Source organism: Leifsonella bigeumensis (assembly GCF_039537265.1).
Taxonomy (GTDB): domain Bacteria; phylum Actinomycetota; class Actinomycetes; order Actinomycetales; family Microbacteriaceae; genus Terrimesophilobacter; species Terrimesophilobacter bigeumensis.
Map to the genome: position 1 here is coordinate 274,723 of NZ_BAABAE010000002.1, position 19,779 is coordinate 294,501.

19 protein-coding genes, 1 tRNA gene and 1 pseudogene are annotated in these 19,779 nt (G+C 57.1%); 12 read left to right on the forward strand and 9 right to left on the reverse strand.

What is annotated here, in order from left to right:
• The first annotated feature begins 85 nt into the window (after positions 1-85).
• Positions 86-160: transfer RNA gene (locus ABD678_RS04290), tRNA-Arg, on the forward strand.
• Positions 161-755: 595 nt separating this feature from the next.
• Here the strand turns inward: ABD678_RS04290 and ABD678_RS13785 are convergent.
• The 7 genes and pseudogenes from ABD678_RS13785 to ABD678_RS04330 all read right to left on the reverse strand — a co-directional run.
• Positions 756-1,772, reverse strand: a pseudogene (locus tag ABD678_RS13785) (recombinase family protein); the annotation flags it as partial.
• Positions 1,769-2,731 carry a replication-relaxation family protein gene (locus ABD678_RS04305; protein ID WP_344754054.1) on the reverse strand — a complete coding sequence of 321 codons (963 nt, stop codon included), beginning with the start codon at positions 2,729-2,731 and terminating at the stop codon, positions 1,769-1,771. The pseudogene ABD678_RS13785 and the gene ABD678_RS04305, both read right to left, overlap by 4 nt.
• A gap of 157 nt (positions 2,732-2,888) precedes the next feature.
• Positions 2,889-5,171: a type IV secretory system conjugative DNA transfer family protein gene (locus ABD678_RS04310; protein ID WP_344754056.1), complete on the reverse strand. Its 2,283-nt coding sequence runs from the start codon at positions 5,169-5,171 to the stop codon at positions 2,889-2,891.
• A gap of 239 nt (positions 5,172-5,410) precedes the next feature.
• A complete protein-coding gene (locus ABD678_RS04315) occupies positions 5,411-5,602 on the reverse strand; it encodes a hypothetical protein (RefSeq protein ID WP_344754058.1) in 192 nt (63 codons plus the stop codon).
• A gap of 2 nt (positions 5,603-5,604) precedes the next feature.
• Positions 5,605-6,159 carry an MT-A70 family methyltransferase gene (locus tag ABD678_RS04320; protein ID WP_344754060.1) on the reverse strand — a complete coding sequence of 185 codons (555 nt, stop codon included), beginning with the start codon at positions 6,157-6,159 and terminating at the stop codon, positions 5,605-5,607.
• Between the two features lie 188 nt (positions 6,160-6,347).
• Complete coding sequence (locus ABD678_RS04325; RefSeq protein ID WP_344754062.1) at positions 6,348-6,626, reverse strand: hypothetical protein; 279 nt, start codon at positions 6,624-6,626, stop codon at positions 6,348-6,350.
• A gap of 39 nt (positions 6,627-6,665) precedes the next feature.
• The gene (locus ABD678_RS04330) at positions 6,666-6,986 is read right to left on the reverse strand and encodes a hypothetical protein (RefSeq protein WP_344754064.1); all 321 of its coding nucleotides are present in this window, start codon (positions 6,984-6,986) and stop codon (positions 6,666-6,668) included.
• A 131-nt stretch (positions 6,987-7,117) separates the two neighbouring features.
• Here ABD678_RS04330 and ABD678_RS04335 point away from each other — a divergent pair, with 131 nt between their 5' ends.
• The 5 genes from ABD678_RS04335 (at position 7,118) to ABD678_RS04355 (ending at position 11,325) form a co-directional block, all read left to right on the forward strand.
• The gene (locus ABD678_RS04335) at positions 7,118-8,083 is read left to right on the forward strand and encodes an NBR1-Ig-like domain-containing protein (RefSeq protein ID WP_344754066.1); all 966 of its coding nucleotides are present in this window, start codon (positions 7,118-7,120) and stop codon (positions 8,081-8,083) included.
• 101 nt (positions 8,084-8,184) lie between these two features.
• Complete coding sequence (locus tag ABD678_RS04340) at positions 8,185-8,952, forward strand: WbqC family protein (RefSeq protein ID WP_344754068.1); 768 nt, start codon at positions 8,185-8,187, stop codon at positions 8,950-8,952.
• Between the two features lie 3 nt (positions 8,953-8,955).
• The gene (locus ABD678_RS04345) at positions 8,956-9,711 is read left to right on the forward strand and encodes an alpha/beta hydrolase family protein (RefSeq protein ID WP_344754070.1); all 756 of its coding nucleotides are present in this window, start codon (positions 8,956-8,958) and stop codon (positions 9,709-9,711) included.
• Positions 9,712-9,769: 58 nt separating this feature from the next.
• The gene (locus ABD678_RS04350) at positions 9,770-10,543 is read left to right on the forward strand and encodes a hypothetical protein (protein ID WP_344754072.1); all 774 of its coding nucleotides are present in this window, start codon (positions 9,770-9,772) and stop codon (positions 10,541-10,543) included.
• Positions 10,483-11,325 carry a Rossmann-fold NAD(P)-binding domain-containing protein gene (locus ABD678_RS04355; RefSeq protein ID WP_344754074.1) on the forward strand — a complete coding sequence of 281 codons (843 nt, stop codon included), beginning with the start codon at positions 10,483-10,485 and terminating at the stop codon, positions 11,323-11,325. The genes ABD678_RS04350 and ABD678_RS04355 overlap by 61 nt, the downstream gene beginning before the upstream one ends.
• Positions 11,326-11,395: 70 nt before the next feature.
• On the opposite strand, the gene ABD678_RS04360 is transcribed toward ABD678_RS04355, so the two are convergent.
• Both ABD678_RS04360 and ABD678_RS04365 read right to left on the reverse strand, forming a co-directional pair.
• Positions 11,396-11,881, reverse strand: coding sequence for a DUF3846 domain-containing protein (locus ABD678_RS04360; protein ID WP_344754370.1), 486 nt, complete (start codon positions 11,879-11,881; stop codon positions 11,396-11,398).
• A gap of 143 nt (positions 11,882-12,024) precedes the next feature.
• Positions 12,025-12,360 carry a hypothetical protein gene (locus tag ABD678_RS04365; protein ID WP_344754076.1) on the reverse strand — a complete coding sequence of 112 codons (336 nt, stop codon included), beginning with the start codon at positions 12,358-12,360 and terminating at the stop codon, positions 12,025-12,027.
• 193 nt (positions 12,361-12,553) lie between these two features.
• On the opposite strand from ABD678_RS04365, the gene ABD678_RS04370 reads away from it, so the two are divergent.
• The 6 genes from ABD678_RS04370 to ABD678_RS04395 all read left to right on the forward strand — a co-directional run bounded on the left by ABD678_RS04370 (position 12,554) and on the right by ABD678_RS04395 (position 19,779).
• Positions 12,554-13,183 (forward strand): hypothetical protein, encoded by a 630-nt coding sequence (locus ABD678_RS04370; RefSeq protein WP_344754078.1) that lies wholly within the window; start codon positions 12,554-12,556, stop codon positions 13,181-13,183.
• Between the two features lie 170 nt (positions 13,184-13,353).
• The gene (locus ABD678_RS04375; RefSeq protein WP_344754080.1) at positions 13,354-15,051 is read left to right on the forward strand and encodes an Eco57I restriction-modification methylase domain-containing protein; all 1,698 of its coding nucleotides are present in this window, start codon (positions 13,354-13,356) and stop codon (positions 15,049-15,051) included.
• Positions 15,052-15,789 carry a PaeR7I family type II restriction endonuclease gene (locus ABD678_RS04380; protein ID WP_344754082.1) on the forward strand — a complete coding sequence of 246 codons (738 nt, stop codon included), beginning with the start codon at positions 15,052-15,054 and terminating at the stop codon, positions 15,787-15,789.
• Between the two features lie 20 nt (positions 15,790-15,809).
• Positions 15,810-17,651, forward strand: a complete 1,842-nt coding sequence (locus ABD678_RS04385) for a KAP family P-loop NTPase fold protein (RefSeq protein ID WP_344754084.1) — start codon at positions 15,810-15,812, stop codon at positions 17,649-17,651.
• Between the two features lie 623 nt (positions 17,652-18,274).
• The gene (locus ABD678_RS04390; RefSeq protein ID WP_344754086.1) at positions 18,275-18,493 is read left to right on the forward strand and encodes a hypothetical protein; all 219 of its coding nucleotides are present in this window, start codon (positions 18,275-18,277) and stop codon (positions 18,491-18,493) included.
• Positions 18,490-19,779, forward strand: a complete 1,290-nt coding sequence (locus tag ABD678_RS04395; RefSeq protein WP_344754088.1) for a hypothetical protein — start codon at positions 18,490-18,492, stop codon at positions 19,777-19,779. The genes ABD678_RS04390 and ABD678_RS04395 overlap by 4 nt, the downstream gene beginning before the upstream one ends.

A 19,779-nucleotide genomic window follows, 5' to 3' on the forward strand; every position in this document is an offset into this window, starting at 1 on the left:
AACTCAAACATATGCCAGACGAACGTCGTGTTCACTAAGTGAGACTATTTGATGCTCGATTTTTCTCGGTAAACTCGTGACGCCAGCCTCTGTAGCTCAATGGAAGAGCAGTTCCGTCCTAAGGAAACGGTTGGGGGTTCGAGTCCCTCCAGGGGCACCAAAAGTTCGTCTTTAGAACCCTCGACCAAGGAAATCTTGGCTGGGGGTTCTTTTTTATCTCCCGCGCTTGTGGCGGCTCGCGTACCCTCGGTGCTCAGAATCATTTCGAATGGCTCGGCAAGCTCCGTGCGGATTTCGCCACCCTGGTCGACGAGAATGCGCACGAATAGCGCCTGGTTGAACCTCCTGCGGATATCGTCCGGAGCTCTGCGATATGCCTCGGAGCAGTTCTGGAGCAGTTCCATCGCGCCGATAAGGTTGCTTTCCAACTCCGAGAACTTGATCGTCATGGCCGACAGGCGTTCGACGATTGACGAGAGCTGGAGTGAGATCCCACTCTGTTCTGCGGCGTACAGCTCGGCCGGCACGACGCCGTCCAAGTGGCCGTCGAGTAGCTTCTTGCTGCGTGCCTGAAGGCGTGCTTGCTCAAGCAGGAGGTCGTGTTGAAGTCGACGGGTCTGCTTCATCCCTTCTTCGAGTTCCTGCTTCAGAGTGACTTCGATCTGTGCTCTTAGCTCGGGGCTGAGGGCGATGGTCCGATAGTGATCCACGATCTTGTTCTCGACGAGAGCGATATTGACCGCAGGTTGTATGCATTCAGTTCGTTTCGCATGCCGTCCGCTGCAGATGAAGTACTCATAGACATTGCCGTGTCGATTGACTGCGTGATGCACGATCAGTCGGCTGCCGCAGTTGCCGCAGAACACGCTGCTCTTCAAGTAGTGGTGATGGGCGCGCACCTTCTCGCCGACCACGTGAGAAGCCATGACGTCTTGCACTTTCTGCCATATGACTGAGTTCACGATTGGTTCGTGGCGCCCCGCGTAGATCGCGCCCTGAAAGCGAACATCACCCTTGTAGTAGGGGTTCATGAAGATCTTGTGCAGTTGATTGGCTTGGATCGGCTTGCCCGGTCGAGCAGGAGTCGGTGACGAAATGAGGCCGCGGTCAGCGAGATCTTCGGCCAAGTCACGGATCGTCCAGTCGCCAGTTGCGTAAGTCTCAAAAGCCCACGCGATTAGCTTGGCGCGCTGCTCGTCAATAACAATGGTGCGCACCTCGCGTCCCTCGGCATTGATCACGCCGGCGTTGCGATAACCAATGGGAGCTTTGCCAGGCGTGCCGCCCGTCTTGGCTTTCTGGTGCATTCCCTTGAGAACTTCGTTGGCGAGATTCCGAGAGTAGAACTCTGCGATCGACGACATGATCCCATGCAGCAGCATGCCGCTCGGTGTCTCGTCAATGTTCTCGGTGGCCGAGACCAGCCTCACTTGAGCCTTCTGCAGAGCGAGGTTGATCGTCACATCGTCCGCACGATTTCGGGCGAGACGATCGACCTTATGGACGATGCAGTAGGCGATGGGCTGTTCACGAACGAACTCGAGCATCTTCTGAAGCTCGGGCCGATCTGCGGACCGCGCGGACTCTCCTCTATCGACGAACTCTTCGACGATGTCCGCTCCTAAGGTCGCAGCAATACGTCGATTCGCTTCGCGCTGTGCGGGTATCGAGTAACCCTCTGGGTCCCCGTCTCGTTCGGCTTGCTCCTTCGTTGACACCCTCAAATAACTGACCGCGAGCGGTCGTGTTGATACCTCTGGTGCGATTGTCATTCGCGCGCCTCCCTTCCTCTAGTCGCCAGACTCGGGGCGGTGTTTGCGCCTCCCTCGGATTGGCCTCCTGAAGATAGCTCCGTTGCCCGAAACAGTCCAGACGTTTGGTGTTGCGGAATTGTCTTCACTCGGGGCACGTCAGGAGTCGCCTTGCCTGTGATGAACGGGAGAAAATCTCCTGGTGCGTAGGCGCTGAAAAGACGCTCGTCGAGTCGTTTGTCTGACTCGATCGCGGACTGCATGTTTGACCGGCGGCGAGCATCCACCATTAGCCAGACGACCTTCGGAAAGACACCTGAGGCGTGTTGTTCGCGCCCGCTCTCGAAATAGCGCTGGTAGGTCTGGCACTTGTTCAGCACGGTCGGAAGAGATTCGGTTCCATTGTCGATCTCGATGAACCAGTGGTCTTCGAAGGCCCCGATTGCCGTGATCGCGTGGAGGTCTGGTTTGAGCACCTGGGTCATCCCGCCCCGGCTTACGAAGGTGCGCCAGTTTGTGGGTTCGGTTGTCACTTCGACGAGCTCAAGCTCGTCCCGGTGGCCAGCTTCTTCGAGCATCACGCGGGTCTCTGCGACGGCCAGAGTATGAGCGAGGAAGAGTGGTGATGGGTCGAAGGTGCGCTGGCGCTTGGTGCCTTTGCTGGTGTTATTGGCGCGCAGAAGGCGGTCGCCTGCGTCATCAATGCCCCAAATGTACGACCCGGAACCTGCGTGGATGCCGCCGATCTGTCTGCCCAGTTTGAAGATGAGCGCCCGCAACTCCAGCCGAGTCAACACGCGAATGCATGCGCGAATTGCAGCGCCAGGAGATGCGTGATCCCAAAATAGCAACCGCTGAATCTGCTTGGTCGTGAGGAACCTGTGCTCTCGGATCAGGCGAAGGATGTCCATATCCCTCGGAGTCACCATCGACTGCAGGGTCGCAATGCTCATTGTTCCGAGGCGGTTATTCGGCGTCACGATCGTCGCCTCCGATTTGCTGGGACTAACACCCGGAATCGGGTGTTAGTCGACTCCCGAAACGGCAGATATTCCGCCAAAGACGCCGAGCGCCGGGCCGAGTTCGACGATGCGAACGGATACCCGGCAGGACGGTCAAACAATCGAAGCTGGTCTGTCATGAGGTACGCCGTCTCCGCCGACCGATCGGCTCGTCCGAAGGTTTCCGCTTGGCGTTCTGGGATGCCGGTGCAGACGACTCGTTCGTTGGTTCCGGCTCGCGTCCATAGCGTGCCTGGCTGGTGGCAATGATTTCGATCGGGCTCGAAGTCGCTGCTGGTGGTGGTGCGGTCTGGCCGGAAACCCAACCGAGGTGTCGCCTATTTCGCATCAGCGACGCGTAGATGCCGTACTGCGGCAGAGTCATGAAATCTTCGGCGATCAGATCTGGTGCCATCGCTGCGACCTCGCGAGCGTCTTTCACGCCGAGTCCGAAGATGATCTTATTCAGCGCGTTGGCGTCGAGGGCATTCTTTGTATCGGTCGGAAGCTGGTCTCGGAACTGGTGAGCGAGGTTCCAGGCGACGCCGAGCGAGCGCGAACGGGCGAGCGCATCGGACAGATCATTGCCACCGAGATGGATGAACTCCTGCAGCTCATCAACGTAAATGGAGACTGGTGGGCGCTGCGACTTGGACTGCGCCGCTCGGCCAAGCGTGAGTTGCCAGAGCTGCGAGACCAACAATGATCCCAGTAGCCGCGCGGCATCGTTGCCCAAGATGCCAGTGTTAAGGGGTACAAGCAAGACCTTGTGCTTGGTGAAGACCTCCTCAAGCTGGAACTTCGGTTCGCTCTGATCCAGTACCCTCTTGAGGCTCGGGCGCAGCAGAAACTGACGTAGCCGAGACAGGACAGGACCGGCAAACTGAGCTTGCTGGCGCTCCGACATCTCGCCGTAATCAGCCCACAGAGACTCAAGGCCATCCGGATCGCTGAGGCCGCCGATCAACGTTGACCGGAACCGCGCATCAGCCAGCAGTCGAGGAAGCCACGTCAAGGTTGCACTCGGATGGTTCGCGAGGGTGAGGATCGAGGCGTGCACCATCTCGCTGGTTCGTGGCCCGAAGGAACTCGGGAACAGATCACGGAAGATCGTCACAACGCTGTCGGCAATCAGTTCGGCACTGGTGCCTGGCACGCGGAGCGGGTTCAGCCCGACCGGGACCGGGTCTGTCGGGTCGAGTACGGCGACGTCTCCTCGACGCGATTGCGGGATGCGTTCGAGAATGTCTTGAACGAGATCGCCTTTCGGATCGATCACTACGAGTCCACGTCCGGCTTTCAGGTCGGCAACGATCAGGTTGAGCATCGCGGTCGACTTGCCCGAACCGGTCGGCCCGAGAATGACGGAGTGAAAGAGGTTGTCTTCGATGCTCAGACCAAGCGGCTGAACCTTGCCGGGCGCGGTGGTCTTGGCGAAGACACGGACCTTCTCAATGTCAGTACCGGATAGCCGGAGTGCTTTGGGGTGTGCTGCAGGAAGTCCGGGTAGATCGTCGGCCTCGAGCGGCCACGCAATCAGACTGAGTACTTCGTCGGCGCTCAGGCGCAGCGGCGCCCAGAACGGAACCAGCGCCCGATCGAGCGAGTCGCCAGAGTCTTTGACAAAATCGATGCGCACACCTGGGGCTTGCAGAGTGCGAAGTGCCGCGAGGATTCCTTGCATGATCGTGACGCGACGCGCCTCAGACTTCGCGGTCGCCGCCAGTCGGACGACCGCCTCGAAACCGGGCTGATTGGCTTTGTCGCGCATCCGCCCAGCGAGCTCACTCGACGCCGGCCGCCCACCGCTCGCGAGAACTTCAAACCACGACTGCGTAGGGTCCGCGGGCTGGGCTTGAAGCGTCTGGGGCGAGCGACCTCGTGACAGTACGACTTGGAGCACCGCGTGCTCTTCACGGAAATGCGCTTCGGTGAGAGCGGCGAGGAGGGTTCGCGCCGCGTGCGGGGCGTTGTCGGCGGCGAGGTGCAGTTGCTGGCCCTTCACCTGAAGGCGGGCGCTGCGGGCCACCTGTGGCCGGGCGTCGCCCTCGGCGCTGGTTGCCGTGCCGGGCACCAACCCCTCGATGGCGCGGGTGACGGCTTTCACCTGGTGGGCAGGAGTCCCGACCATGTGCGTGACTGTTCCCTCTGAAACACGAACCTCCCAGATGATCGGCTGCCGAGTCAGATCTGAGGCCCAGCGACGTAGTAAACCTGAGGCGAGCTGGCCGTCGAGCGGGACGGGCCAATGTACCTGCTGCCAGATCAGCTCCCGACTTGGCTCAGGAGGTCTCATCGATGTCCTCCATGCCGGACTTGCCAGTGGCTCGTTCGACTTGGGCCTGCGCTTGGGCTTCGGCATCAGCTTGAGCGAGCGCCAATAGTGCTCGACTGAGCTTCCGAAGATCCGGTGGGTCACGACGAACAGTCCGTACCGAGATACGGCGCTCGTAGGAACGTTTCGATTGTTGACGTTTTCGAATAGTCATGACTGGCTCCCATGGGATCCAGCGAGGCCCACCCCTACGCGAGGTCCCTCACGCCTTGTATTACAACTTTTCAAAATAATGTCAATATCCACATGGCCGCTTGCGCAAGCGATCAGGCAGGCGCGACTTCGAGAGTTCGAGAGACAAATGTCTGGCTGTGATGACGCCTTCACCAGCGTCCTCGACGCAGACGAATCCAGAACGTGACGCCGCCGATCAACAATACGATCATCGCGCCACCCAGTAGCCACGGCCAGATCGACTCGATGAGCTTCACACAAAACCACAGCACTAAGCACACGCCGAACAGTAGGAGCACTGCATTCCAGGCGGTGCGCGCTGGCCCGGTCGGTTCGGGCATCTTTATGCCACATCCGTTTCACTCCTTGTGGCGGGCGAATCGGGAACTGGCCACCCGGGCAGATCCACGTCTGATGCAATTTCGTCGCCCCATACTGCCCAGCCGTGACGAGGCCGACGCGCGAAGATCTCGAGGTACGGCCCGGGAGAGACGCGCTCAAAAATTTCATGAGCTTCCTCGGGTTTGTGGGAGTGGTCCTGGATCGGGGCGAACAACCATGTACCCTGGCCCTTGAATTTCACAGGGGCTTTGCCCCGAGTGCCGAGCATCACATGCTCGGTCATGTTGCGGAGATACGGACCCAGACCGATCCTCGGCTTGATCCACGTCAAGATTGATCGGTACTGAAAGCCCCACGCTTCGAGCACCTCTTGCCCGATGGGGACAGTCGCGTTAGTCACCCAAAGCCAGCAGTGCGCGTCGTCAGTGGTGATGTCGCGGATCGCGGGTCCCATGCTCTTGATGGCCTCCAGAGACATGGTGTCGTAGTGCTTTTCTCCGGATTGGCCCATCCAGGGCGGATCTGCGACCAGCGTTGAATATTTTGGTTGCGTCATTGAAGTTCCTCTTTTCTGCTGTCGGTCTTAGATCGCGCAGCTCTCGCCGTGCTCACAGCTCCCTGAGTGAAGAGCAGGTGCATCTGGCCAGCAACTGTCCGATCGCTTCGGGTTTGGAGCGATCGGACAGTCACGCCTCGGATGACGTCATGCCAGATATGGCGGCGATTATGGTTGTTGTTGTTTCGTCAACGAGGGGGAAGAAATTCATCTCGCGAAGCGAGGTAGGACTCGCGAATGAGCGCCTTCCGTGCCTCATGTGCTTCGGCCCCCAGCTGTGACGCGAGGCTGTAGATCGCGGCCCGTAGCTCTGCTTGCTTGCGGTCAAGCTCCGCCTCGATTCGTGCCCGCTTGTTGGCGCGATGACGATGCACCTTGTTCACGATCCAGGCGCTCACTTCAACCGCGCCTTGGATGAGCAGTGCCGCCAGCACAAACGACACCAATAGCAGCAGCATGATTTCCATGGCTCACCACCGCTGGATGGCCGCTGCTGCGCCCATGGCCTAGCTGTCGACGATGTGCTTGTAGCGGGCTTCGCCAAGCGGAGCGACCTGAATCAAATGCTGCTCAAGTGCCGAGAGAGCGCCCACGTTGTTGAGGGCCGTGTTCGTCAACAGCGCGCGACCCTGCTCGCGGGTGTCGGCGACGAGGGCCTGTGCCTGGACCCGTTCGATTTCCCGACCTGCCTGGCGCTGCATGCTGCCGCTCATCTGAGCAAGAGCCTGTGCGCCGAACGCACCGCCCAAAGGAGCGAGCTCTGTATTACTCATTCCCATCATTTGTTCCTCCGATTTCTTGCCTTCGACCGGGCGGTTAACGCCCACTTCTCACGGTAGGAATCTGCAGAAATCGAAGGAAGATACCTGACTAGAAGTTCTTTTGGAACCGACCGGAACTTGCGATGCGGAGGTTTTCGCGATTCTTTCCAAAGCCGTTGCGACAAATAAGATCAGTCGTGGCAATTGATAGCTGGGAGCAGGAACTTGCGGATCGGTTCGTTGCGCGCGGGAACCCCAGCTTGCGCCGCCATGATCTGAGCGCACTCTCGGCGCTTGCAGACATCCTGCTTGACCAATCCACCGGCTACGACATCGACCTTGTAGATCTCATTCGGTTCGCTGTCGCATATTCCGATCACGAGGATCCCAGCTCGGCCGATCGGGAAGCCAAGGCGCTGTGTGCAGCGGGGGCGGCTTTTCTTCATGCAGGAAGTTCTCCGACTAACGCTGATGTTGCTCTTATCGCGCACGGTAACGGGAAGAGCTACAACGGCGACACTGGGTCCAAGCTCGCACGCGACACGTGGGCATACATGATCTACAAACGTGCGCTCGGTGATGATCGTCGCGGCTTCTACTCCTACAAGCCGGGTGCCGATATGCGCGGCGCTTTCCGTGAGGCACTCATCAAAGCGGTTCGGACTGCGGAGTTAGCGGGCGAGCAGTTTCGTTCCTTTTGCACAGAGCAACGCGGTGTCGAACGCGAGGGTTACGCGCTGCACTACGCGGAGTCGAAGCGGGGAACTGCCTCGACTGACAGTCGACTTGATCGCTCCGATGCCCGCGATGTGAACTTCCCCGATGGCAGCCTCGTCCCGATCGGAGCCCATTTCACGAAGACGTGGGAAGTGACGAACATCGGGCAGGTCGCGTGGATTGACCGTCGTCTTACCCGCATGACGCCACAAGGCCCAACCTTTCCGTCGTCTCCGGACTGGATTCCAATCCCTGATACATTTCCGGGTCAGACAATCCACCTCTCGGTCGACTTCATTGCCGGGCGCGTTCAAGGATTCTCAACAGTTCGATTCAAGATGACTGATGAAGAAGGGACTCTTTACTTCCCCAATAAATACTTGTACGGACTCACCCTCCTGATCGAGACCGGCGGCTTCAAGTGGATTGGACGCGACCTTCCGTAGGTCGATAAGCGCTAGAGAATTTATTGAGTGGTCCTCGGAGTCAATAGTCTGTGTCTCACAGTAGGCGACGTCTCAGCTCAGTTCCGAGAGAGGCATAATAAATGCAAGGTCTGCAGGCGCCCGTTGTCGTGATCCACCAGCCCTATTTCCTGCCTTGGCTTGGGTACTTTGCCAAATTAGCTCTCGCTGACACAGTGGTAATTCTCGACGATGTCTTGTTTCGCAAGAGATTCTTCATTGACCGAGCCCGGATTATCGATGTCCATAGTGAGATCAAGTGGATCGGGTTACCAGTTGGTGAAAACTTCAAGGTCCCGATAAATCAGGTCGTAATTCAAGACGTAAGTTTCTTGGACAACATGATTCAAACCGTACGGTCGGCCTATCGCCGCTCCCCCCTCTTCGTCGAGGAAATGAACTGGGTGGATTGGGCACTGCGCGAATCGATAAAGGCTGGAAGAAGCCTGGTAGAAGTTGACGTCGAGCTTCTGTTGAAGTTCTGTGATCGATTGCAGATCCGACGACCCGCGATAGATTTCTCAAGTTCACACAGAGTGCGGGCAGAACCCACCGAGCGCCTATTGGATCTCCTGCAAATTGAAGGAGGAAGGACGTTCTTGATAGGTTCTGGCAGCAGCGCCTACGTCCACGATCTCGCGCTTCTCGTCAACGCGGGTATCGGGGTTGTAGTTCAGGACTTTCTGCCGGTTCATCCGGTCTACCGTCAAGTTCGTCGTCAGCAACTACCGTTCGCGGCAGGATTGTCTGTAATTGATGTCTTGATGAACGTCGGGCACATTGAGACCCAGCGTCTTCTTGAGGTGGGAATCCTTGACAGCAAGTACGTCACCATTCATAGTGTGGGATGAAACATGAACATATCGCAATTTGAAATACCGTCTCTCGGGACAGCTATTCGCGCCCGGCTTATTGATGTTGGTGAGAGAGCGCCCGTTGTCCTTTATCTGACTGGTGACGGTCCCAAGGGGACAAATAGTCTCAGTTGGACGAACTTGCCTCCGCTATTCGAGCGGGAAGGGATTAGTTCTTTTCTGTTCGACTTCCATGGGCTGGGCGAAAGCGACGGGGACCGCAAGAATCTAACGCTGAGGGTTGGTCGTCAGAATTTTCGTGATGCTTATGAGCTTCTTCGTGACTTGCGTCCGGACAACCCGGTCGTTGTCTTCGCGTCGAGCTTTGGAGCTACCGTCGCGCTGAATGAACCGGACATCCTGTCAGGCTGTGCTGCAGTCGTATTCAAGTCACCTGCCCCATGGATTGCCGAGGCGTACCTAAATGAGTTGAGCGAATCGGAGGTGCACGAGTGGTTTGATACTGGTTTTTCAGGTACTAACTTCTATGACATCGATGTGCTATTGGACTCAACCGCAAACCGCGCGTTCGAGAACGCAACCCTCCTGACTGTCCCTTGTTTTACTACGCACGGGACTGGCGACCTCACCGTTCCTTGGACACAGAGCGCGATGCTCCAGAAGCTTTGGGGAGGGGATTTCCAGCTTGAGTTGTTCGCGGGAGTGGGACATGGATATTCCGAGGATGGTGCGTGGGACAGGATGGCTTCTTTAACAATTAGGTGGACTGCCAAACTACTAAGAGCGATTGGCTAGGGCGGCCTTGAAGAGAGTCAGAACAGTTCTTAGGTTTATTGACCCGATTCTTCTAGCAGTGATAGCGATTGCCGGAATCGTAGTCGGCGCGTTGGACGTTTTCGGGCTCGATCTTCTCCCGCCTGGTTTGACGATTGCCGCGGTAGTGGTCGTACTTGGTGCAATCGGACTGCATCTCGTTGCTCGACACGTTCAGGACGACGAAGTCACTCGTGCAACATCTGAACTGCTCAAGTTGGTCGAACTAAACACCCGTGGGAAAGGCCTCCAAGTCAGACTGTTCGCGTCTTCGATCGAGATTGAGACTTACCTCGGACAGAGGATCCTCACGGCGAGTAAGCAAGTTTGCGATCTCTCTTGGAAAACATCTATCAGCTCTGGGTTCTCCACTCCGACTAGACAAGTGGCGCATGGATACATGGACAAAGCAATATCCGACGCCTCGTCGAGGGTCAATTACCGGGAAATTTTTGTGTTTAATGATGTTCGCCGCGCAGACCGATTTGCCCGTCGTCTCAAAGAAACACATGCGGGATACTCGTGTCGTTTTTACGATGACGCATCCTTGATCCCGCGTTTGCAATTCGTCGTCGTAGATTCAAAAGAGGTTATCTTCTTTGCCTCGGGACCAAATTCACCGCTTGCGGCGGTACAAAGTGAAGTGATCGCCCAGGTTTTCGAGACCTATTTTGAATCGCTTTGGTCCGCAGCGACACCACTAAAGGATGGCGGACAATTGCAGATGGGGCCGATCTCTCAGATCGTAGGCCAATGGCCACAAGCCAGCTGGCCAGCGAGTTTGAAGAAATTGCTTCGAAGCTACGAATCGTGAAACCCCAGGTCGCCGTCATCGGGCGCGGGCACGTCGGGCGTGCACAGATACGTGCATTGTCGGATAACGCCGATGTCTTTTCATGGGACATAAGCGATGACACTGACTATCCAGTTGAACGGCTGCGAACCGCGGATCTCGCCATTGTATGCGTGCCAACGCCGAGCCTCGCAGACGGTTCTTGTGACACGTCGATAGTTGAGGGGGCCTTGTCGATGCTCCCTACGGATCGAGTCTTGCTACGATCAACGGTTCCTCCTGGGTTCACTCGAGGCTGGGCAGAGAAGACCGGCACCTGCATTTGCTACTCGCCCGAGTACATAGGCGAGACGCCAATCCCAATACACAGCTGGGGGGACGATGCGCAGAGCGTCCCTTTCTTGCTTTTGGGAGGGACATCGGATGCGCGGTTAGAAGTTATCAAGATCTTGGGTCCACTGCTTGCGATTTCTCGACAAGTGTTCGAGTGCACCTCCGATGAAGCCGAGCTCATCAAATATATGGAGAATGCCTACTTGGCCACGAAGTTGACGTTCGTCAATGTGTTCTACGACGTTGCCGAACGAATAGGGGCCGATTGGTCCGCTGTCCGCACAGGATGGCTTCTGGACCCGCGAGTAGGAGATAGCCACACGCTCGTTTTCCCTTCAGATCGAGGCTTCGGGGGGTCATGCCTCCCCAAGGATCTGGATGCGATAACAGACGTATTTCGCAAAGTGGGCATCAGCTCTGAGCTTTTCGAAGCGGTCCGAAGAACAAATGAGATCTACAGGACCCAATGAATCCTCCATGACTCACACCGAGCAGCCCGAAGTTGGGGGAGCCCCAGTTCAATAGAACTGGGGCTCGTGGTCACTTGACCGCGATAACTTTCACTTCCTCGGGTGGGCTCCAGACTTCCATCAACTTGAGCGCGCGAATCGTGGCCTCGAAGAAGTCATCCACCGGCTCACCGATAGGCACCCAGGTGTCGAAGCCTCTGCTGAGGCGGACCTGCACCTGAAATCTGGTCGACTCCAAGAGCAGTTCAGCGAGTTCCGCCGGGACATCGTTCATGTCTCCGTGACGTCGAGCGCCGAGAATAACTACATCGCCAACGAGGAAGTCACCACCTAATCCCGACGGGTTTAGGAGCCACCAGAGGCAGGTTGCTCGTCGATTGATTGGCAGCTGCTTCACCTTGCCGTCTTCGTCCGCGACGATGACCAGCGGGTGGCCGTTCATCTTCACGGTTTCGATGTAGCCACCAACAGCCGTTTGGTAATCGGTCAGGTTCTGAAACTCGACCTTCTGGAGCGCCAGATGTGTCTCGTGCGGGATAACAATGCCTGTGACCATCGCGGTCACCGTTCCTTTCGTGAGGGGTCACCCCAGCCGGTCGGCTGGAGAGTTCGCCCCACGTGAAGGTGCAGCACAGTTGTTTCGGAGTGACCCCGACGGCGAGACTTAAGTCTCAAGCCGTCGGGATCAGCTCAGTTCGCTCAGCTACTGCCCCCCTTCTCAGCGTCTGGGCTGCTCGACGACGAAGTTTTTGGCTTCCCGGTCGGCTTGTTGAAGATCGCCTCGATGGCGCCACGCTTGGTGGCGGCTTCGCGTTCGATCTCGTCGCGGACGAACTGTGCTCGCTGAAGCACGGATGGATCAGACTTCGTCTTCTCGATCCATGCCTCGATAGCGAGGCGAATCTCGTCGGTGACCGTGCGGTCGTTCAGCTGGGCAATGACGTCCAGTTGAGCGCGCACATCTTCTGAGAGGCGGACAGCCAATGTCTTGATCTGGCCGTAGCCGGCGTTGGTTGCGCGAGTTGAGTCACTCACTTGAGTGTCTCCTTCCTTGGTGTGGTGCGGCCGGCGAACCCTGGCTAGGTTCTCCTGTTGAGCCGCAGGTCACCAAGGAGTGGTGCGATGCCGAGTGCGCGGAACACTCAAGGCACGCTTTCAGTGAAACACTGTGGGTAATTGCAGCCAACTGTCCGATCGCAAGAAGACAACCGACAGTTACGATCACCAGATGGGTGATCTGGACGTTCCGAACTGCAGTGCATGCCTCAACCCGATGCAGCCGGTTGTCGGCGGCTGGTGGTGTGCCAGTTGCGGGGAGGCGCTGCGTGCGCCGGAGAGTCCCGATAGCCTTCCAGACTTCCAAATCCCGGAGGGCATATTCGGCTATGTTCCGCCTCGACTTCCGACTCTCATTGGAAAGGTCGTAATGCTTGCGGCGCTTCTCGAGACGAAGATCGAGGGGCTCACTTCTAGCGTGGACAATGCGACTCAAGACGTTCACGGGGGTAGAGGGTTCGCGGTGAACTCGACTGCGATCAAGAAGCGGCTTTCAAGCTATGAAGCCAATCCTGCTGAACAGGCGTTCTCGGCCGAAGTAAGGGTGCTTCTAGCCGAGATCGAGGATGTGCTTGAAGACAGGAACTTCATTGTTCACGGTGTCTGGCCAAAGAGCAGTGATTTCGCTTGGTGGGGATGGAAACCGAGACGAAAGTCGAAGACCTCATCACGGTTAGATTGGATCGAAGGCCGAACGCTCACGCCGGAAGAGTTCATCGAGACTTGCGAGACTTTGGTGAGCCTTCTTGACCGCACCCAGCGGGCAATTGAAATGGCTGGTTCGATGTCGCGTCGACCGTAAGCGTGGTTGACTAAATAGAGGATGTTCCTCATAATCAGGGCAGATATAAGCGGCTGAGCCGCAGGAGAATGCGCAGTGTCGAGTTGGAAACATATCTCTAAAGGTCACGCTTCGAACACTCAGCCGAGCAGTCCGCTCCTGTCGGCGGCCATCGGTACTGTTAGGGCATTATGACAAGTCCTTTAACAGTTGTGCCCCTGAAAGGTCAGGTTCGAGCCATAGGCCCTGTTTTCGGGCACGAGGAGAAGAAGCGCGGTGCGATCTTCACGAAGCAGACCGTTGTAGATTTCATGCTTGACCTCATCGGCTACGACTCAGCTAATGACCTATTCGAGCGGAAATTGCTGGAACCCTCTTTTGGAGGGGGACGCTTCATGTTTGGGGCGGTTGACCGTCTTTTGGAAAGCTGGCGTCGGCAAACGTCTCCTCACGTCGATCAGCTTGTGGACGCAATTCGCGGGGTAGAGCTCGATACGGAGAGCTTCACTACCTTCAAGCCTCAGCTTCGAATTCATCTGATCGAGGCGGGACTCTCTGATTTCGAGACTGCTCGACTTCTCGATGCGTGGTTGATCAACGCCGACTATTTGTGGACCGACTTCGAATTCGAATTCGACTTTGTGATTGGCAACCCTCCTTATGTACGTCAAGAGCTGATCGACCCCGAGCAACTCATCGCTTACCGCAAGGCATTTGCCACGATGGTCGGACGAGCTGACCTATATGTCCCGTTTATTGAGAAGTCGCTTGACTATCTCAACGTAGGGGGCAGGCTAAGTTTCATCTGCGCCGACGCCTGGGTAAAGAACGACTACGGTCGAGGGCTACGCGAGAAGGTCGCGTCTGACTTTCATCTACGCGACTACGTCGACATGTACGGCGTCGAAGCGTTCGAAGTTGGCGTTGGCGCGTACCCCTCAATCACGGTCATTGGTCGAGAGGCTGACGGCCCAAGCCGAGTGGCGAAGGCGGAGTCTGCAGACAAGAGATATTTAGACCAACTCTTCGAGGCCCTCACAACGCCAGAAGGTCCGAGTCGTTCTCCTGCGGTTCAGCAGATCGAGCGCGTCGCAAGGGGGAGCGATCCGTGGCTACTGAACATCACGCACCTGCTGCCGATCATTCGCCATATGGAGGCGAACTTCCCTACTCTCGGGGAGGCCGGTTGTCGTATAGGTATCGGTGTTGCCACCGGTAATGACAAGGCCTTCATCGCCCAGTTCGACGAGCTCGACGTCGAGGATGATCGCAAACTTCCACTCGCAACCAACAAAGACGTACCCAACGGGGAGCTCAGGTGGTCAGGTAAGGGCATCCTCAACCCTTACACCGACGAGGGTCCTCTGGTTGATCTTGCACTCTATCCGCGACTGGCTGCTCATCTTGAAAAGTACCGCGCTGCATTGGAGCTTCGGCACACGGCAAAGGCCGACACCACGAGACGTTGGTATAAGACGATCGATCGCATCACACCTAGCCTGACGTGGCAAGAGAAACTACTTATCCCCGACATCAAGGGTGACGGGGATGCGATCACGTATGACCCGGGCACTCTCTATCCGCACCACAATCTGTACTTCATCACATCGTCAAAATGGAACCTGCGAGCGCTCCAGGCTGTGCTGAGGTCTGGCATCGCTCAGTTCTTCATCGAGGCATATTCAGTGAAGATCGGCGGCGGTTACCTGCGCTTTCAGGCGCAAAACCTGAAGAGAATTAGAGTTCCTGAATGGGACGACTTGTCGGACGAAGTTCAATCGGAACTTATCGACGCAGGCGAGGCGGGCCGAAAGCTGAACACCCCACTACTTGAGCGGATATACAAACTTAGAATCGGGGACCTCGCCTTCCTAGAGGGAAACAACTAGATGCCAATTGATCTATCTGACTACGAAGCAAAGACAGCGGAAGCGGTTCGTCTCTTTTGGGCGAACAGGAGCGCCGCTTCACTCAAGCAAGCTGAGGACGGAAAGCTAGATCAGGGCGAGCGAGCTGGCGTAACCTCTGGCAAGAATATGGACGGGTTCGTCCAGTTGATCGCAGACCTTGTGGAAGCAAACGGTCTCCACGATGCCGAGGTCAATACCTCGCGCGCTCTCGTCACGCTGCCGGGCTACTTCCGGCCCACCAAAGACTGGGACCTCGTGATTACAAGGGGTGGACGACTCATCGCTGCCATCGAACTGAAGTCGCAAGTTGGCCCATCGTTTGGGAACAACTTCAATAACCGGACCGAGGAGGCAATCGGCACTGCCCATGACTTCTGGACTGCATACCGGGAGAATGCCTTCGGCGCGCAGCCTCGACCGTTTGTCGGCTGGCTGATGCTCGTTGAGGACGCTGCCGAATCGCGGCGACCGTTGCCGAGAGTGCGTGGGCGTCATTTCAAGTCGTTTCCCGAGTTTGAGGGCGCGTCCTACTTAGGTCGCTACGAAATTCTGTGTCGCCGAATGGTTCAGGAGCAGCTTTACACCAACGCATCAATGATTACGTCTTCGCGGGCCGGCGGGGCTGTTGGCGAATTCGGTGATATGAGTGAGATCACAAGCCTGAAGCGCTTCGTTGCGACTTTCTCAGGCCATATCGCAGCGGAGGCCGCGCAGTAGCGCGACTTAAGGAGCACCGAATGGCTGACGACGTAGAAGTAGATAGCCTCTCACTCTGGTCCGATGAGCCCGCGAGCACGGACCTACTGTCATTCAACGCGGTTGCGGAGACCATTGCGGACGCACTGTTTGATGAGAAGCTCAACCCAATCGCGCTCGGCGTGTCCGGCTCTTGGGGCAGTGGCAAGACGACGGTCCTCAATCTCATCGACGCCCAAGTGACGCTGCGATCTGCTGACGAAGAGAAATCAGTGCTCGTGGTACGCGCGGATCCCTGGCGATATGACCCTTCTGTTGGACCAAAGGAAAGCTTGATATCCGAGGTTCTTGCAGCGCTCTCCAAGGAGTTCTCGGATGCTGATGCTGTTGGTAAGACTGCGGGAGACGCCTTTAAGAAACTCGTCAAGAGGGTCAACTGGGCCAAGGCGTTGAAACTTGCTGCGCGCACTTCGCTCACACTGCAGCTTCCGAAGCTCGACGATGTTCTGGATCTGGTGAGCGATACCCCTGAGTCCCTGGACTCGGTGAAGGGCATGATGGCGTTTCGTGAGGAGTTTCGAGCATTCCTTCAAGAGCCTGCGCTGGCGCACGTCGCGCAAGTTGTTGTCCTCGTGGATGACTTAGATCGTTGCTTGCCAGACACGGTCGTCGAAACACTAGAAGCAATCCGTCTCTTCCTCTCAGTCGAGGGGATGTCTTTCGTAATTGCTGCGGATGAGGAGAGGGTAGCCGACGCGATTCAGCAGAAGCTTAAGACACCGAATGCTCCGAATGAAGAGGAGGGTGTCGCCAGCCTCTATCTTCACAAAATCGTCCAAACCACAATTCCCTTGCCAGCGCTCAGTTACTTCGACACTCGCGCATATCTCTTCTTACTACTGGCTCAATCGAAGGTCCCCTCAGAGACGTATGACCAATTGGTATTGGATTGTTCAGCCCTTCGTGTCGGTGCGGGCAGTCTCGATGACCTCACCTTGCCAGACGAGTACGACCTCTCGTTGGAAGTTGCGACAGCGTCTCGTCTGACTCCGATCCTCTACGAGAAGTTCAAGGGCAATCCGCGCAGGATCAAGCGCTTCATGAATGACCTCAATGTGCGATCGTCGGTGGCCTCTAAGCGAGGTATCAAGCTCGAAGCCGATGCAATTGCGAAGCTCATGGTGCTAGAGAAATTGCTGGACGGGGATTTCACGACGGTGCTCAACTGGCTCGCCAAGGGTCAGCTTCGTCCACAACTTGAGGCACTGGAAAAGGTACGAACCAGCGGGGCCGGAGGCGAGGACCGTGATGCCAAGCCGGTGAAAGCGGGCAAACAACCGGTGGAACCAAAGGAGGACACGCTAGGTGGATTCTCCGCGACGATGGTCCGGTGGGCCAAGCTCCCGCCTGCCCTGGACGCGACAGCGGTGTCTGGTTACCTGACGCTCGCTGCTGCCTTCAAGGGAAGGCAATTGGTGGACGAGTCGCTGCCCGAACAGCTTCGAGATATCGCCGCGGCGCTTACGTCTAGCTCACAGATCGATCGCACGTCAGTCAAGGACGAAGAGCTGAAGGAGATGCCCTTGGGCGATGTGACGGAGCTCTTGTTGCACCTGGGGCGTCGGATGCAAGACGATCCATCGGTTCAATTAAACACTGTCAACGCGATCCTTACTCTCGCGAAGCTGCATCCCCAAGCGATGGCGACAGCAAAGATCGCTCTGAGCAAACTTCCAGCTCAAGAGGTCGCGACCCCCACCGCACTTCTCTTTGATACTGGCAGTTCTCAACAATTCGAGGACATACTCACGTCTTGGAAAAACGGCGCTCAAGACGACCGACTAGTCAAAGCAATTGACTCCGTCGCGAAGGGATGGAGCTAGCTATGGGCACAAGTGGGTCTTTCAAAGGGAGCGGCGGCAAAGACGCCGGTAGTCTGCGTGATGCCATATCGGGTTGGCTGGGCGATGCGGTCAGCGATCCGACGGTCTCACCGGCAACGACCGTGGCTCCACCAAACTCCGATTCACCGCCACAGCCAGGCACCAGCGACCCGCACCACCTGGATCCAGCGAGCCTTGCTCCTATGGTTCGGCTCTGGCGCAAGGGAGGCGGAGGTGGAGACGGGCCGAGCGGTGGCGGCGGTGGATCTAGCACAGGTGGAGGCGGTGGCGGATCAGGCCGTTCTTCCGGGGGGCCGAGAAGGACAGTCGGTCGGGTAGCGGGTCCGGCCGGACGAGCAAGCTCACTCGTTCGAGCTTACGCAGCGGGAGATCGCCGGGCTCTTGAGGCGGTCGGTCTCAATTACGATGAGCTGCGATCACTAAACGACCCGTTAGTTGTCGGGCAGAAGATTGCGGCCGTCGCCTTTGACTCGCAGCCAGATAGTTCTATTGAGGACAGCGAAGCGAGGCTTATCGTTGCCGAGCTGGTGGCTTGGATGATGGACGCTCCAGCGGAATCGCCGCGCCAGCCTGACGAGGTTGTTCGTCACACCATCGAACTCATGATCCTCAAGGGGACACTCAACGAGGTCGGCTCCACGATTCGGGCCGAAAAGGATCGATCCAAGAGGCGAGCTATTGAAGCCGAGATCGCCTCCGCGGCACGGGTAGTTGCCGGCAAAGTCGTGCTTGACGGTGTCGGGACAACATCGGCCGCGATAGCACAGGCAATCGAACAGGGCGTTGGCCAGCTCGCGGGAATCTACGGAAACGACCAATGACCTCGCTTGCCCTCGTATTGAGTAAAACCGAAGCTGACGGACTCGTGGGCATAGATGAAGTCTTCTTGTGGGATGGGTCAGCCAACGATAGTTTCAAGTCGCTACTTAAGCCGGACCTGTCGAGCCTCGGTCCGGTCCCTTCGCTGAACGCGGACTTTGTGAGGATTGCACTCGCCGTAAATGCAGCCGATCACTCCGTCCTCCGCAACGCGCGAGGTTCAAGCTGGAATCGACGTGAGCTTGATCTCTCAGTCCCTGTGAGCGATCCCACGTTATGGTCTGCTCACTCAACACGGCTGATCGCGCTGACTAACTTCCTAACTGGCGATTCCTGGAATTTTTCATTTTCACAGGCAAATCTCGATGCGTCCACGGTCTCGATGATCGACGACACTTCCAAGCGAGTTGTGCTTGTCAGCGGCGGTGCCGATTCGGCAACTGGAGCTCTGCTCTCCGCCCGCGGTCTCACGGGCCAGGAGACCCATACGCTTGTGTCGCATTCGAGTTCAAGTGCGTCGGGCAAACCTCAACGCAGCGTGGCGTCGGCGATCAATGCCTCATATCCAGGAAAAACGGCCGCGCATCATCAAGTCTTCCTCAGCCGCGTACGGAAGCGCCTAGACGGGACTTACTACCGTAGTGAATCGTCAAGTCGGTCTCGGTCGTTGCTCTTTTTGGCGCTAGGTCTTGCGATTGCAAGTCAGTCCGGCAGCCCCCTTTGGATTCCTGAGAATGGTTTTGCATCTCTAAACCCCCCTCTCGGCCCAGAAAGAATTGGCGCGCTCTCAACAAGAACTACCCAGCCATGGTTTTTGGAGCAAGTAATTTTACTGCTCGCGGAGGTCGGAGCTCATGGGCTCATTGAGAACCCGTTCCAACGTATGACCAAGGGTGAGATGTTTGCCGAAGTGGCGAAGATTTTGGGTGCATCCGAGGCATCGACGTTTTTGAGCGCCACCAGCTCGTGCTCACATACGGACCAGCATCATCTTAAAGGCGTTACGAGCGGCACTCATTGCGGAGTGTGCTTTGGTTGCGTTGTCCGCAAGGCATCGTTCAAAGCCGCGGGACTCACAGACGGAACGAAGTATCTCAGTGATGAGAGCGCAAAGTACGCCACGTATCTGGCGCAGCGCTCTATCCTTGAGGCGACCCGTGATTTCGTGGAATCGGGGATTGACGTTCCAACGGTGATGGCGATGGCGTTGCCGGGTAGTCTTGGCGTCCGGGAGGCGCTCGAGCTATGCGAGCGCGGGCTGAATGAACTTGGAGAATCGCTGTCTTGA